Source organism: Rossellomorea aquimaris, assembly GCF_000935355.1.
Classification (GTDB): domain Bacteria; phylum Bacillota; class Bacilli; order Bacillales; family Bacillaceae_B; genus Rossellomorea; species Rossellomorea aquimaris_B.
The window spans coordinates 502,642-516,742 of the sequence record NZ_JXZC01000001.1; the positions used below are offsets into that span (position 1 = coordinate 502,642).

A 14,101-nucleotide genomic window follows, 5' to 3' on the forward strand; every position below is an offset into this window, starting at 1 on the left:
GATCTCACACTTTCTAACAGAATGTTGTTCGCATCGCCAGTTCAGTCATTACAAGCATGGCTCTATAGGCTTCAAGGATATCTTTCGCCTCAAATCGTACAGTCGTTGTGCCCGCTTCTAATTCTGTGCCTGGCATGAGGCTTGCCCACTCCGCTTGACCGTAATTCGCAAATTCAATTCGCAATGTCGGATGGTCAGGTGGAGTGAGAGGTTTTACATTTTCTTTATTATGTATCGCTTCTTCGGTTTTCTCCTTTAATAATTGAGCTGACTTCAGAGGAGTAAGGCTTTTCGCCACAGAGCGGGAAATCGTTTCTTTCACGACGGCTGTCGTAACATTAGGGATCAATGCTTCTGCCTCAAGTGCCGCCTGGTCATCCCCGGCAACCATTAACACCGGAACCCCGTAAAACCCTGCTACATACGCATTAAAGCCGAGCTCACCCACGGCAATATCATTGATATACATGTTGCGCACGCCGAAGATCATCGAATGGGACATCACCCCCTTCGTAGAAGCCCGTGCGTGATAGCCCACAAAAAAAGCCCCATCAAACGTTGAATCCAGTCCTTGAACCATTGAATATGGTTTCACTCCCCCAGATATCAACTTTGTTTCAGGGTGCAGCTTTTCAATTAACAGATTGTTCATTTGTGAATGGCTATCATTAACCAGTACTTCGGCGCAGCCTTTCTCAAAGGCAGCAGAAACCACAGCATTGGCTTCATCAGTCATAATGATTCTCCCGCGCTCATAATTATGCTTGCTCGAATCGACGTGTGAATGATCAACTAAGCCTGTAATCCCTTCCATATCCACCGACATGTATAAATTCATAATGTGTCCCCCCTTTCCTAGGAAATATTTATTAAATTTTCTTAATATTATAATTATTAATTCGCCTAATTACAACATTTTTTTGAATAAAAAGGAATTTATTCCTATTTTTATAAAATAAGGTGATTAGGACTATGTATCTTTTCGTACCACATGAGTTTTTCACCATTTATAACAAAAAATAGGTATTTAGAATGTATAAGCTCTAAGAGAAACTAAAGGTGCGATGAATTTCATAATCGAAATCACACCGCACAGTTTTGTTTTAATACATATCAAATATCATTTATTTTTGAGAGTTCAATGGAGGATAAATGACCTAGATTCATTATATTAATATATTTCGAATGTCTTTAGTCGTTTTATGACATGATTTTTATGTTTGGTATGTGGATACATTGTAATCCTATGGTTGGCTGATGATGGAGAGGTTTTGATTACGTTTCGCTGATAAATTTTGGAGTTCGCTGATAAAATGAAAGTTTCGCTGATATATTCTGAGTTTCGCTGATAAAATGAAATTTCCGCTGATATATTCTAAGTTTCGCTGATAAAACGAAAGTTTCGCTGATAAAAACGAAATTCCGTTGATAAATTTACTATTTCACTAAACGTATCATCTTTTATTCATTCCCACTCCTATTTCCCCTTCCCAAAAGAAAAAGACCTGGAGAAAAAAATCTCTCCAGGTCTCTTGCACGTTTCATGTATATTAGCTTATTTTATTCAAAAGTTTTTCTGAGTGCTGAGAGCCCATCTCTGCCACTAAATCCAGTAATTCTGCTTTCGTTGTCTCATCTAGGCCTTTATAAATAAGGAAAGCTTGCGTTGCGTCAGAAGTAATTAACTTTCTGTATAACTTTGATATTCTTTTACTCCTGTGGGTGTCCATTAGATCCTCCTCTATAAATCCTTTCTGTTATTATAATAAATATAGGCTTGTTTTTTCAATATATTCTTTAAAAATTAATTATGTAACTAAAATGATTCAATTATTTTACAAATTTACTAATGGTCAACCCTGGAGGAGAAAATAATTTTCTTAGACCTTTACACGTTGGTGATTATCTATAAGATAAATCAGGTGCTAATGTTCCAAACTCAAGTGCTTCGAGAATGATTTCCTCAGAGAAACCTGTATACTGAGAAAGCATTTGGATTGTAATTTTCTGAGATTTACGAGAAGCTTGGTTTTTTGCCATATGTGTTTGATACAAAACAATTGAATATTTGTCATGTATATTGAGCAACGATCGTCACAGCTCCTATTATTCTCTCCTCACAAGGTTGCGGGTAAAGGCTACTTACTATTTACCCAAAGAACTTTTTTAAAAACGTATCCTGAGCTGTAATAATTTTTAAATTTTTTCGTTGACTTTGATACGGTCTGAAATGCTCATGGCAAGTTAATGTGTTTTTAATCAATGGGGGTTACTGCTGTTTATCCGACCTATTGATCCTCAGCGAATTCATACTGTTTATACTCTCCATTATTGGATGAGAGCTTCAGAATATTGCGGTCCTCAGGAACTCCTTGAAAAAAAGCCCCAATACACCCAGTGGTACAACGATGCCCAGAGATCAGGATATTCCTTTCACTTTCTCCATGATTCGCCTTAAGTTCCTCCATAAATGAAAAAACTCTCTTCATGTATTGATCCGTTTGTTCAACACCATTATAGATATGTGGATCAGGGAGCAGCCCGGCCATCTTCACTTCACATTTTTGCAGTCCATCCGCTTCTCCCAGATCAAATACATCCAATCTTGAATCAACAATTGCTTTCATCCCCGTGCTAATTTCAGCCGTTTGTATCGCTCTTTCTTGAGGTGAGGAAAAGACGTAATCGAAAGTGACCTGAGAAAGAATGTGTTTTAGGTTTTCAGCTTGTCTTATACCTTCTTCATTTAAGGGCAGACCCTTTCTTCCCTGTAGTCTGCCCTCTTTGTTTAGTGTGGTTTGACCGTGTCTGATGACGTAAATCATATGTCTGTTCCCTTCCATAGTGGAGTTATTTAATGAGTAATGTTGAGCGCTAGTCATCTATGTATCTATATCCAGAAAGATAATTATTTAGCTTTTCCTCTCTTTTGTTTCTCTATTTGAAAAACAACAAATGCAATTCCGATGATTCCAACAATCCCGAACACGCCTGCAATGAGTCCTTGAATGGAAATTGTAAAGAGTGAGAATCCCATGATAAAACTTAAACCTACAAATAGGAGAAGTATCCAATGGGCAAATCTGGATATAAAATTGTTCATAAAATACCTCCATGAAATGAAATATTTATATAATATTAACATAATAATCCAATTTCTCCCACAAAAAATAAGCTACCCCGCAGGATAACTTATTCCCCTTACTTATAAATTTTCAAGAAACAATCGAACAACATCTGCACCACCGATGACGGTACCCAGTGTGCTTCCGAGGTTAGCCAGTACGACAATAAGTAAGATGCGGGTAACTTTGTTTCTCCAGAATCCTCTGACACTTAAAACGTCTTCAGATAGTGAGTCAAAGTCACCGACATTCGGTCTGCGGAAATATGCTTGTACGAATCCAGCAAACCATCCGGCTGCAAGAAGTGGATTTAATGAAGTGATTGGTGCCGCAACGAAAGCTGTTAATATCGCCAATGGATGTCCTAATCCAATGGCTACACCAAGTGCAGAAAAACCACCGTTCCACAGTATCCAACTGATTCCCTGCTGAATCCCTGCATCCGGGTTGGAAATGAAGGTATAGGCAATCACAGCAAGAATCATGATGGGAATAGCCCAGCCGATGATTTTTGGCCATTTTGATTTAGCAGGTCGTTCGTTCAGTTTGTCTAAATCATGTTCTTTATAGATTTCCTTTGTGATACCAGGAACATGAGCTGCCCCTAAAACCGCAACAACTTTCTCTCCCGGCGCAGCTTTAATTTTCTGAGCGAGGTATTGATCACGCTCATCAATTAATGGCGTTTTCAATTTTGGAAACACCTGGGTAAATTCATTTAGCATCGAATCCAGCATATCTTGAGATTTGATTCTCTCGAGTTCTTCTTCTGAAATGGTATCGTTACTGAAGATGCTATATATGATTTGGGTCATAAGTTTAGCCTTGCCACTGAAACCTACTGCATTCCATATACGGGAAAATGTGATTTGAATGTTTCGGTCAGCTAAGACGAGTTCGGCACCCGTTTCTCTCGCTGATTCAATTCCCTGAATCATTTCCTGACCCGGCTTGATCCCGAATTGCTTGGCCATCCTTCTCTGGAATGATCCGATTGCAAGGTTCATAAGAAGCAAAGTTGCTTTTTTGTCTTTAATGACCTGAAAGATGTCTGTGTCTTTCCATTTATCTCCCTCAACGATTGACTGATACCTCGGTTCATCCAGTTCAACACAAACCGTGTCGGGCTGCTCTGACTCAATTACTTCTTTTACTTGTTCTGCGCTCAGACGCGATACGTGAGCCGTACCGATGAGAATATATTCCTTCCCATCCATATGTATTCTTGTAATATTCTTCTCGTTCTCTGTCGACATAGGGTACCTTCCTTTAATTCCGTTGACTTCAGTATAAATTGAATCTTCCTCATAATGATAAACTAGTTTTGTCAAAATTAAAATAAATTCTGTTCAGAATCAAGAAAGATATTGGTTGTCAAGGTCGTATTAATGTGTTTTGAATAGGTTGAAACTTTTGAAGTATTGTTGGGTGCTACTCCGACTTAACGGCGAAATCCTAATTTTAACGGCTATATTCAAAATTTAACGGCGAATTCATTATTAAGAACGTTCATTATTTACTACTCAAAAAAAGACCTCACCCTAATAGATGAGATCCCCTATATCAATCAATACCCACTCCTCTTCTCCCTTACAGCATCACTCACAATATCATACATTTTTTCAACACCTTTAGCAGAAGCTTCAAATTGATAGGAATTCTCAATGTCAATCCCAATATTCATGCCTTCTTCCGTAGCATCGATATTCGCTCCGAGAAAAATGAACTCCCAATTGTATCGCTCCTGCTGATGATTGATGAGGTCCTTCACTTTACTGGCCGAAAATTCGACACTCGCATTTTCCATACCATCAGTTGTAATGACGAAAATGACTTTACCTGGTCGTTCAACTTCTTCAAGATTGGATAAGCGATGACCTACTTCGAGAATCATTTTTCCCACAGCATCCATCAGAGCAGTGCAGCCCCTTACATAATACTCCTCTTGTGTGAGCTTTACATCATTAGCCTCTATTCCACTCCATAATGGCTCAACTTTATCATCAAAAAGAACGGTAGTAACGAGGGTTTCACCCGGTAGTTGACTCTGCTTTTCAATAAAAGAGTTAAAACCTCCAATCGTATCACTTTCAAGGCCACTCATTGATCCGCTTCTGTCTAACAGGAAAATAATTTCAGTTAAATCAGTATTCATTTTGTTCCATCCTCTCTTCATTGTTTCTGATATAATCATAAACACGAATAGAAACAAATGGGTCGCCTCGTAAGCGACATTTTGGAGGTGAACGGATGCTTAATGAAAAAATTTTGCAGGAACTTCATGATTTCGTGGAAACAAATAGAGAAATACGGATATATGATATACATAAAGAAGAACCCTTTTTAAGTGATAAGGTTTACTCCAGTGAGCTTGAGGAATTTATTGAGATGCATCAATCTGCTCCTTTTTCACAACTGTTGTTTCAATTTATAGATGCCAAGGGTCAAACAGATACTTCCATCTATAAAAAAGCAAGAATGGACAGGAAGCACTTTTCTAAAATCAGATCGGTTCCTGATTATAAACCGGGTAAACGAACAGTAGTAGCTTTATGTCTTTCTCTTGAACTGACCCGGGAAGAAACTGATGATTTACTGAGTGCAGCGGGTTTCTCCCTTTCAGATAGTGATCGATTTGACCTCGTGATCCAGTTTTGTATAGATAAGAAGATCTATGATATAGACGATGTGAATCAGGCACTATATTCCCTTAGGTTAAACGTACTATAAAAAAGTAGAGTGCTAGAATCGCACTCTACTTCTACTAATATTTCTTTTCGATTTTTTCTTGTAATGTTTCGATTTTTTCCGGAAGAACAAATAAGTATTCAATGAGGCCTTCTAATAATTCCATCAATAAGCCGGCTGTTTCATCGTCGATTTCCCTCTCCAGTTCAAGCATTTCATAAAAGGGCGAGTTTGGATGAACAAGGTGGCTCAGTGCCTGGATAGGTTTTGTGAGATCGACATTCTTTGGCAGCTGGTCGAATTGTTCCGATAAGGATTGCCCGTTTACTTTGTCACCGTTGAAATTCTTTAGAACACTCTCGAGCACACGCTTCGACATAACTGCGGTGGCAGAGTTATCCTTAGACTGGCTGACGTTCAATGCAGAACGAAATGACCGGACGAGATCTTGGGGAATGCGTTTATTTCCTTGAATCTGATCCAACGGTCCGTTCGTTGCCAGCGGATCGTAAATATAAAGGCCCGCTTCCTCTCTTCTATTGACCGAGTCATCATTAAGCATAATAACGAATAGAGCAGGTTTCTTACATTCTGAACAATTTGCATCTGCAAACAACCCTGTTTTGTTCACTTGATAAAAATTGGCCTTCAGTAAAAATTCACTTGTCTTAGAACAGCTTGGACATTGACTTTTAACTTTCTTAGGAACTTTTTGATAACCGTACTGGATATGAGACAGTACAGATCCCGGTAATATTTCTCTCATTTGAACCTCCTAAAAAACGAGCCTTATACATTTTAACTATTTAGAAAATTTAAGATAAAAACGCTTTCCTTATATCAAAATTATACCTTTGCTAGCAATGATTACAAGGTTTAATATTTGGAAAAAGGGATTTATGAAATTGGGACTATGAAGTGAAGGTTTGACATAGTCACTCATTTAACTCCCCTAGCGTTTTTCCCACTCGACTTACGATGGATTCAAGCAGTTCTTTAGCAGATACTTCCCTGCTTAGCCTCGGGCTTTGTCCAGACCACAAGGACATCAATTCTGGGACTCCCTGTCTACCAGCTTGTTTTCTCAGTTCTTTCGTTAACGCATTTTGTATAGGGTACGATGGTAATTGATTCTTGTATTCCTGCATTTCCCTTGTAAATCTGTTTTCGATCCCTCGAGCAGGCTTCCCGCTAAAGGCAGTTGTGATGACCGTGTGAGTTTCTGATGATTCTAATACAGCCCTTTTATGAGAAGCCCCGGCCCCGCTCTCTTTACATGTAAGAAAAGCAGTTCCCATTTGGACTCCTTTTGCCCCTAGAGCAAGTGCTGCAATAACGCCCCTTTCGTCCATAACCCCCCCTGCAGCAATCACTGGTATGCATACCGCATCCACCACTTGTGGGACTAGAGAAAAGGTTCCAATCATTGACTGTTCAAATAAACCTAGAAACGTGCCCCGGTGCCCACCAGATTCACTCCCTTGCGCGACAACGATGTCTACACCCTTCTCCTCATTGATCATGGCCTCTTCAACAGTCGTCGCGGTGCCGATCACGATGATTCCTACCTTCTTTAACTCTGACACAAGCTCTTTAGAAGGCGCGCCAAATGTAAAGCTGCAAACAGGTACTTTTTCATTGAGGATGACTTCCAGCTGATTTTCAAAATCGATTTGAACCTCTGAAAACGAGACGTTATCTGTTAGATGTAATTCTTTTACATAAGGCTCCAATAATTTTTGGGCGTTGGTTATCTGTTCATCATTTACTACTGGAGTTTCAGGTATGAAAAGGTTCACCCCAAAAGGCAGATTCGTTTGATCTTTTATTTCTTTGATTGCTAGTTTCATATCAGCAGCAGACATATATCCCGCCCCCAAGGTTCCCAGTCCCCCAGAGTTTGAGACCGCCGATACCAGACTTGAAGTAGTGACTCCACCAGCCATTCCTGCTTGGATGATGGGATAATGTGTGCCAAGTATTCTAGTTACGCTGTTTTGATTCCACATGATTTCCCCTCCTTTTGCGGATATACTAAAAATTGAAGTATAAATAAATTATGTCAAATTTATCCTTCACGTACAAAGAAAAAGCGCTCAATGCTCTGAGCGCTTTTTTTAATCTTTTTTAAATGAAGTAAACTTTAACACAATTTTCATGAATTCCTCATACGAGGTAAAATGTTTGTTCCATGAGTTATACCATTTTCTAATCGTTTCAAGTAACCAAAATGGAACGGCTTTTCCGTCAATAAGGTGGTAATGATCCTCATATGCTTTCTTTAAATGCTCCCACCTGAAATCATTACCGGGAAGCACGTACTCTGACACATCTATAATTTTCGCTCTTCCATTTTGAAGCAGAATATTCTTTAAATGAATATCACGGGGATTCAATCCTTGACCACGAACAAATTCCCTGGCATTTTCCACGTCTTTAACGGCTTGTTCTGGAATATGGATTCCTTGGAGCAGGCAATCAAAAAATGTTGGCCCCTCTTCGTAACTCAGAACGAGAAATCTATCTTGAGCTGTAAAGCAGGTTGAAAAAAATGGGGAATCACCAATTGCTTTATAGACCTTATCTTCTATTTTAATTTTCGATTTTTTATCCTCCGCGTACAGTTTAAACGCATAATCAGGAGCATAGATAGATTGAAAGACCGCTGCATCCGTCCCGACACCGATGCATCTTAGACTATCATCGCCACCGTGGATCGTGACGGGTTCATTATTGAGATTGGAAGACACGGTAACTTGAGATAGAGATGGTAGAACTGCTTTCCATTTAATATCCATATGTTCTCCCTTCGCTGAACTGAACTCTAAATAAGGTATGATTGGAATTCATACCTTATTCAGAATAATATAGCACCTACCAAGCCTTTATTTCAATTTTGCACCTTCATAATTTGCTAGAAATTTTAGACAGTGATGTAATTGCAAAAAATTTTCAGATACCGTAAGTGGGAGGCCAAAATCACGCCTCCATGCATGGAATCAACCTACTTTCACAGTATCAGCCTGCTGTTTAAACTCCACAACTTCTTTTCGTCTATCCAACTCAGGTGTAATGGTCTTTAATATGAGTGTCCCGACAAGACCGATTGAAAGGATGATACCCGCCATGATGGTTGATGGCAGTATGGAACTAAGCGTGACCGTCACAGAAGCAATCAACATGGATAAGTTAAACTTCAATCCATTGAAGGCCATATAAGAACTACGGGCATCGTCAGGCGGGATGGTCGCCATATAAGATTGCTCCACAGGCACCCGGAATACTTCACCAATCGTGAGAATCGCCATCATCAAGAACAGCATAAATAAGTTATTGGAGTATGCAAGAGTGGCATACCCTACTGTGAAAAGGAAGCAGCTCCATACAAGCACAGTTTTATCTTGTAACGAGTGTTTGATCCTTGTTACAAATAGCATGAGAATCACGACTAGAATCGTATTTTCACTTCTGAGAATCCCCATCGTCTGCACTCCGTCAATTTGCCATAAAAAGAATTGTTGAGAGGGCATTTCTTCGCTTAATCGAATTCCGATATAATTGGTTAGTTGAAACTCCATTGATAGAATAAGAACACCTGCGATCGTAAAGAGGACAAATAGCTTGTCGTGCATTACTTTTCCATAGTTTGATAGTAATTGCTTAACGTGCTGGGAAGGGGTCAGCTTCGTATTCACTGGTGCATAGCTTTCACTAATAAAGAATGCAACCAATGAAGCGGTTACGGCAGATGCCGCACTGAGAGCTAAGAACAGCTCGAATAGGTAATCTTTAAATAAGAAGGCACCGATGATTCCTCCGATTGCGACGGACAGATTATTTGCCCAATATGTAATCGAATACATCAACTTCCGTTGCGGTGGTGTACTTACATCAATCATCATGGCCTGATTAGCTGGTCCAGCCAGTCCCCAGCATATGCTGTTAACCGTCATCATGGCGAAGGTGATCGGTGCAGATTCAAACCAGGGAGAATTACAAACCATCATGGTTAGAAAAGCCAGAAACCTGAGTGCCTCTGCGAGTAACATGATCTTCTTCCGACCAAATTGATCAGCAAAGTACCCCCCAATAAAATTGATTCCAATTCCAACAAACACGTTTATAAGAAGCAGAAGCCCAGCCACCTTCGCTCCAAAATGAACCGCTAAGTAAATAGACATAAACGGAAAAATCATGCTCCCGATGAATCGACTCATAAACGTTTCGATGATTCGTATTTTAATATTTTTATGAAAATCTCTAAATCTCATATCGTTCCTTCTCTCTGTCATTTAAACCTCAAGTTACGTCATTTATCTAAAAGCTCCGTTAATAAAGGAATATTTACTCCAAGTGCTTCAAATATAGATCTACAAGTGATGTCACTTACTTTTCTCTTTCCTCCTTCAAGCCTCTTAATTGTTTGAGCACTCACGTTTGCCTTCTGAGCTAATTCCTCTTGAGTTAATTGGGACTTCACACGAAGAATGTGAACGATTTCGCCCATATGTAGTCTGCCAGTATGAGAGTCATCTCTTATAAAACAATTATTTATAGAGTTACATAGTTTTTTCATGTCCTTCATAAGCCGACTCCTCCAACATTTGGTAAAATCACATTCACTAAATATAATGAAATTTCTACATATTTTCAAGGGAAATCGTATACTTTTCTTATTTACAATATACGGTTATATCGGAAACTCTTCATGGTTAGATTGGTTGAAAGTCAGGTACGACTTTTGGATGAGGTGAGTATGATTGACCTTCAGAGAAGTATATATACTTTTAAGTAAAAAAAGATGGGAAAATACCTTGGGGTCGACTTCAGGTATTTCCCATCATTTTTTTGAATTTATTTATAGAAATACGGAATTCCCCTGGATATTTTGTATCAGGCGGGAATTGGAAGGTTAATGCCTCTTCACCCTTTTTCATGACACGCTGTTCTTTTTTGCGGACTATATAATACCAACAGTTTATACCAAACTACATTTGCTCATCATTAGTCGCACGTCTTAGAATCTCTCGGATAAATGGCTCTTTCTCCTGAGTATACCTTGGTCGATCAGATTGATGGACATAAGCCAACCCTTTTTTCAATGTCGAATATTCCCGGGCAGCTTCAGGATAGGTTCTTAAAAAATTGCGAAATAGAATCTTATCGGTCCACTCACCGCCTTCAATCTCGCAAATATGCAGATGGCAGGTACCTCTGCCCCATTCCCCTTTCCGAAAAAATCTACGATCAATCAACTCAGGCTTATGTACATATTCATAATCCACTTTCCCTAACGGTTCAATAAAAGAAGAGATGACATCAAGGTCATCGACTCCAACCAAGATATCGATAATCGGCTTGGCATCAAGCCCTTCCACAGAAGTACTTCCTATATGTTCTATCCCTTTGAGGGACGGACCTATCGCATCAATGATTTTAGCTTCTTCTTCCAAGTATCGGATTTTCCATTTTGGGTTGTATGGGGTTAATTGGACGATTGGTTTATTTATGGTCATTCCTCTAACCTTCTATTGTTATTTAGATCATCAATATATTTCGGCAACTCCATCAAATCATCAATCACCCAATCTGCTTGTTCCGCATGATTCATGTGAGGATCTTTCTTCCAAATACCTTTCATCCCCACTTTTTGAGCACCATATACATCATACTCAGGATGATCCCCGATAAAGATGCATTCATGAGGCTCTAAATTCAACCTTAGCAATGCCCGCTTGAAGATTTCAGGATCTGGCTTTTTCAAGCCTTCCCATTCAGAAACAAGAATTTCATCAAAGTAATCTTTTATTTCAAGACCTAAGATGTTGTCCATTTGAAACTGGCCAAAGCCATTTGTTATCATACCTAGTTTTATATTTTTCGATCTTAATTCATCCAACATTCTATGTAATTGTGGAAAAGGTACACAGCTGTGCTTGAATTCACTGATGTAATCCTGAAGGAGTTCTTCCCAGGTTATTTCAGGAATAGTGAATTCCTCGATAAGCTGCTTGTACACTTTATCTTTCCAGACGTAGCCGCGCTGGTCTAATTCAATGAATCGGGTTATATACAATTCTTTTGGGATATGTCTTAGCCAGTTATCAAGTCTTTCATACTGGTTGGTGATGAATTCATTTATAGACGCGTCTCTGTTCAACAAGGTTCCGTCCAGATCGAAGATGGCCGCTTGGATCATGATGGGATATCCTCCATTTCTATCATTTTATCAATTTTATAAAATACATTTCCTCAAAGAGTTTGTAGATTTCATCCTGAGAAGGGGATTGCAACGTAATCCCGCCTTAATCTGCCACATATGTTATGGATAATCAGCATCATTCTGCTACCTCAAATTCAGATTCGTATTTATAAACTATTTGGTATTAATCGAATGTCATATATGTAGAAGTCATATTTTATGCCTCACTTTAAAAAGACTAATCCTTATTTCATTATATTAACGTATGTTAGAATATAATGGAAAGAGATAGATAGAAAGGGAGATACTCATGGGATTAGAAATGAAGACGAATTGTCAGGCCTGCCACACTACCTTGACGGATTACGCGTACATTTGTGTGCATGAATGTACCTTTTGTGAAGAATGTACAGCTAAATATGACGCGATCTGTCCGAATTGCAGCGGGGAGCTGGTGAGAAGACCAAAGCCACCTGCAGGTATTGAACATTAAGGAGGGGTTATTTATAGTGAAAACGGCACTACTTATCATTGATGTCCAAAATGGGATGTTTACGGTGAATCCTCCCGTCTGTAAAGGTAACGCCCTATTAAAGAGGATTAAAAGGGCGTTGGGATTTGCAAAAAACAAAAATATTCCAATCATCTATGTGCAGCATAGTGGTCCCAAAGACAGCCCTTTGGAGAAGGGGACTATGGGCTGGAATTTTCATGAAGATATTTCCCCTGCAGATGGAGATATCATTGTACATAAAGATACCCCTGATAGCTTCTACAGAACGAACCTTCAACAAAAGTTAAGGGAATTAAACATTGACCACTTGGTCTTGACCGGCATTCAAACCGAAGCCTGCATAGACACAACCTGTAGAAGGGGATTTAGTCTGGACTTCAAGATAACGATATTAACAGATGCCCATTCTACTTTTGATAAAAAAGAAATTTCCGCAGCACAAATTATCTCTCACCATAATGAGGTGCTGCGTTGGTTTGCGGATACAATAACGACTGATGATTTTATAAATGAGTAAATCCTCGCTCAGAGTTTGGTTCTCTGAGCTTGCTTCTTTAGTTGATATCTCCAAGATATACCAATGAAATTTGATTGTTAATAATATAGTCAATGATCCTTTTGGGGTACAACTTATACTGCATCAGCTCATTAATTTCAATCCATTCGACACCTACCTGATGGCTATCTGGGTTGGTTGGAATCGAATCCTTATCCTCAGCATCCATTAAGGTACACTTAAAATAAAATTCCATTTGATGTATATCATAATCAAATGAAGCATGTTCATGGTTCTTGCCTATATACTCACGAATATGTAGAAGTTCCCCTATCTCAACATCACTTCCAATCTCCTCGATACACTCTCTCTTTAAAGCTTCATGAAGCGTCTCACCGTGTTCCTGTCCACCGCCTGGAAAAAGGTAAAAGAATTCATTTTCGTCTTTGTTTTTGGTCAGGAGGATTTTGTCACCTTTCATTATGATCGCTTTTGCTGAATTTCTGATAGGCATGGACTATTTTCCCTTCTATTTTTCATTGTTTCTCATAAGAATATAACATCGCTAATAAACGATCGAATATAGTGATAGTATTCTTGTCGGGAGATAACACCATGAACATCCGACCTAGTGACCCCATTCCTACTTACAAACCATCAGTAAATTCCCATCAGGATCTTTAAACACAAAGTACTGATTATTTTCTATAGCCGTAACCAATTCCACACCATTGTCTTTCATGAATTGATACGATTCATGGATATCGTCTGTAGCAAATTGAATGGCTGGGAAATTGAGCCTTGGAAGTTTTCCAGTTTCGTCTCTCCACATGGGCATGGTGTCCAGGATCATACCTGCCCCGTCCATTTCAGCAACAAACAGATGCTCGAAATGTTCTTCTCCCTCATCAATTCCGAGCATTTTAGAGTACCATTCTTTAGACTTTTCTATATTACTTACAGGAATAAATACCACTTTCACTTTGTTTTTTATAGGGCTTTTTATCATAGTGAGTCCCTCCATTTCATTTATATACTAGATTAACTTCAATATATAACGGCACAAATCCTGCCTG

The 14,101-nt window shown here is 39.0% G+C and carries 17 protein-coding genes; 3 read left to right on the top strand and 14 right to left on the bottom strand.

All coding sequences use genetic code 11. The features are described from left to right. Positions 1-13 precede the first annotated feature (13 nt). The 5 genes from TV75_RS02625 to TV75_RS02655 form a co-directional block, all read right to left on the bottom strand. Positions 14-838 carry a M55 family metallopeptidase gene (locus TV75_RS02625; protein WP_044337094.1) on the bottom strand — a complete coding sequence of 275 codons (825 nt, stop codon included), beginning with the start codon at positions 836-838 and terminating at the stop codon, positions 14-16. A gap of 1,450 nt (positions 839-2,288) precedes the next feature. Further along, positions 2,289-2,825 carry a histidine phosphatase family protein gene (locus tag TV75_RS02640; RefSeq protein WP_044337102.1) on the bottom strand — a complete coding sequence of 179 codons (537 nt, stop codon included), beginning with the start codon at positions 2,823-2,825 and terminating at the stop codon, positions 2,289-2,291. 83 nt (positions 2,826-2,908) lie between these two features. Then, entirely contained in the window at positions 2,909-3,103 is a 195-nt protein-coding gene (locus TV75_RS02645) for a hypothetical protein (RefSeq protein WP_044337104.1), read from the bottom strand. Between the two features lie 102 nt (positions 3,104-3,205). Continuing rightward, positions 3,206-4,381 carry a TraB/GumN family protein gene (locus tag TV75_RS02650; protein ID WP_044337106.1) on the bottom strand — a complete coding sequence of 392 codons (1,176 nt, stop codon included), beginning with the start codon at positions 4,379-4,381 and terminating at the stop codon, positions 3,206-3,208. Positions 4,382-4,692: 311 nt separating this feature from the next. Further along, entirely contained in the window at positions 4,693-5,280 is a 588-nt protein-coding gene (locus tag TV75_RS02655) for a vWA domain-containing protein (RefSeq protein WP_044337109.1), read from the bottom strand. Positions 5,281-5,375: 95 nt separating this feature from the next. Between TV75_RS02655 and TV75_RS02660 the strand changes: the two genes are divergently transcribed. Then, a complete protein-coding gene (locus TV75_RS02660) occupies positions 5,376-5,855 on the top strand; it encodes a hypothetical protein (protein ID WP_044337111.1) in 480 nt (159 codons plus the stop codon). Between the two features lie 34 nt (positions 5,856-5,889). On the opposite strand, the gene TV75_RS02665 is transcribed toward TV75_RS02660, so the two are convergent. The 7 genes from TV75_RS02665 to TV75_RS02695 all read right to left on the bottom strand — a co-directional run bounded on the left by TV75_RS02665 (position 5,890) and on the right by TV75_RS02695 (position 12,012). Then, positions 5,890-6,579 carry a hypothetical protein gene (locus TV75_RS02665; protein ID WP_044337113.1) on the bottom strand — a complete coding sequence of 230 codons (690 nt, stop codon included), beginning with the start codon at positions 6,577-6,579 and terminating at the stop codon, positions 5,890-5,892. 169 nt (positions 6,580-6,748) lie between these two features. Then, positions 6,749-7,822: an NAD(P)H-dependent flavin oxidoreductase gene (locus TV75_RS02670; RefSeq protein WP_044337115.1), complete on the bottom strand. Its 1,074-nt coding sequence runs from the start codon at positions 7,820-7,822 to the stop codon at positions 6,749-6,751. A gap of 108 nt (positions 7,823-7,930) precedes the next feature. After that, positions 7,931-8,611 (bottom strand): serine/threonine protein kinase, encoded by a 681-nt coding sequence (locus TV75_RS02675; protein WP_044337117.1) that lies wholly within the window; start codon positions 8,609-8,611, stop codon positions 7,931-7,933. A gap of 201 nt (positions 8,612-8,812) precedes the next feature. Continuing rightward, positions 8,813-10,084, bottom strand: a complete 1,272-nt coding sequence (locus tag TV75_RS02680) for an MDR family MFS transporter (RefSeq protein WP_044337119.1) — start codon at positions 10,082-10,084, stop codon at positions 8,813-8,815. 38 nt (positions 10,085-10,122) lie between these two features. Further along, entirely contained in the window at positions 10,123-10,398 is a 276-nt protein-coding gene (locus TV75_RS02685) for a helix-turn-helix transcriptional regulator (protein WP_044337121.1), read from the bottom strand. Positions 10,399-10,801: 403 nt separating this feature from the next. Next, entirely contained in the window at positions 10,802-11,329 is a 528-nt protein-coding gene (locus tag TV75_RS02690) for a GrpB family protein (RefSeq protein WP_052504400.1), read from the bottom strand. Then, a complete protein-coding gene (locus TV75_RS02695; protein ID WP_044337123.1) occupies positions 11,326-12,012 on the bottom strand; it encodes an HAD family hydrolase in 687 nt (228 codons plus the stop codon). The genes TV75_RS02690 and TV75_RS02695 overlap by 4 nt, the downstream gene beginning before the upstream one ends. 313 nt (positions 12,013-12,325) lie before the next feature. Here TV75_RS02695 and TV75_RS21360 point away from each other — a divergent pair, with 313 nt between their 5' ends. Continuing rightward, positions 12,326-12,508, top strand: coding sequence for a DUF1272 domain-containing protein (locus TV75_RS21360; protein ID WP_082051120.1), 183 nt, complete (start codon positions 12,326-12,328; stop codon positions 12,506-12,508). Positions 12,509-12,524: 16 nt separating this feature from the next. Next, on the top strand, positions 12,525-13,046 hold the full coding sequence (locus TV75_RS02700; protein ID WP_044337130.1) for a cysteine hydrolase family protein: 522 nt from the start codon (positions 12,525-12,527) through the stop codon (positions 13,044-13,046). A 37-nt stretch (positions 13,047-13,083) separates the two neighbouring features. Here the strand turns inward: TV75_RS02700 and TV75_RS02705 are convergent, their stop codons facing one another. Both TV75_RS02705 and TV75_RS02710 read right to left on the bottom strand, forming a co-directional pair. Further along, positions 13,084-13,539, bottom strand: a complete 456-nt coding sequence (locus TV75_RS02705; protein ID WP_044337131.1) for an NUDIX domain-containing protein — start codon at positions 13,537-13,539, stop codon at positions 13,084-13,086. 129 nt (positions 13,540-13,668) lie between these two features. Further along, on the bottom strand, positions 13,669-14,034 hold the full coding sequence (locus TV75_RS02710; protein WP_156142305.1) for a VOC family protein: 366 nt from the start codon (positions 14,032-14,034) through the stop codon (positions 13,669-13,671). Positions 14,035-14,101 lie beyond the last annotated feature (67 nt).

Bases quoted from the DNA above. Each gene is read 5' to 3' on its own strand.
- TV75_RS02705 (WP_044337131.1), bottom strand. From the start codon at position 13,539: ATGCCTATCAGAAATTCAGCAAAAGCGATCATAATGAAAGGTGACAAA.
- TV75_RS21360 (WP_082051120.1), top strand. From the start codon at position 12,326: ATGGGATTAGAAATGAAGACGAATTGTCAGGCCTGCCACACTACCTTG.
- TV75_RS02650 (WP_044337106.1), bottom strand. From the start codon at position 4,381: ATGTCGACAGAGAACGAGAAGAATATTACAAGAATACATATGGATGGG.
- TV75_RS02665 (WP_044337113.1), bottom strand. From the start codon at position 6,579: ATGAGAGAAATATTACCGGGATCTGTACTGTCTCATATCCAGTACGGT.
- TV75_RS02625 (WP_044337094.1), bottom strand. From the start codon at position 838: ATGAATTTATACATGTCGGTGGATATGGAAGGGATTACAGGCTTAGTT.
- TV75_RS02640 (WP_044337102.1), bottom strand. From the start codon at position 2,825: ATGATTTACGTCATCAGACACGGTCAAACCACACTAAACAAAGAGGGC.
- TV75_RS02645 (WP_044337104.1), bottom strand. From the start codon at position 3,103: ATGAACAATTTTATATCCAGATTTGCCCATTGGATACTTCTCCTATTT.
- TV75_RS02690 (WP_052504400.1), bottom strand. From the start codon at position 11,329: ATGACCATAAATAAACCAATCGTCCAATTAACCCCATACAACCCAAAA.
- TV75_RS02675 (WP_044337117.1), bottom strand. From the start codon at position 8,611: ATGGATATTAAATGGAAAGCAGTTCTACCATCTCTATCTCAAGTTACC.
- TV75_RS02660 (WP_044337111.1), top strand. From the start codon at position 5,376: ATGCTTAATGAAAAAATTTTGCAGGAACTTCATGATTTCGTGGAAACA.
- TV75_RS02710 (WP_156142305.1), bottom strand. From the start codon at position 14,034: ATGATAAAAAGCCCTATAAAAAACAAAGTGAAAGTGGTATTTATTCCT.
- TV75_RS02670 (WP_044337115.1), bottom strand. From the start codon at position 7,822: ATGTGGAATCAAAACAGCGTAACTAGAATACTTGGCACACATTATCCC.
- TV75_RS02680 (WP_044337119.1), bottom strand. From the start codon at position 10,084: ATGAGATTTAGAGATTTTCATAAAAATATTAAAATACGAATCATCGAA.
- TV75_RS02695 (WP_044337123.1), bottom strand. From the start codon at position 12,012: ATGATCCAAGCGGCCATCTTCGATCTGGACGGAACCTTGTTGAACAGA.
- TV75_RS02655 (WP_044337109.1), bottom strand. From the start codon at position 5,280: ATGAATACTGATTTAACTGAAATTATTTTCCTGTTAGACAGAAGCGGA.
- TV75_RS02685 (WP_044337121.1), bottom strand. From the start codon at position 10,398: ATGAAGGACATGAAAAAACTATGTAACTCTATAAATAATTGTTTTATA.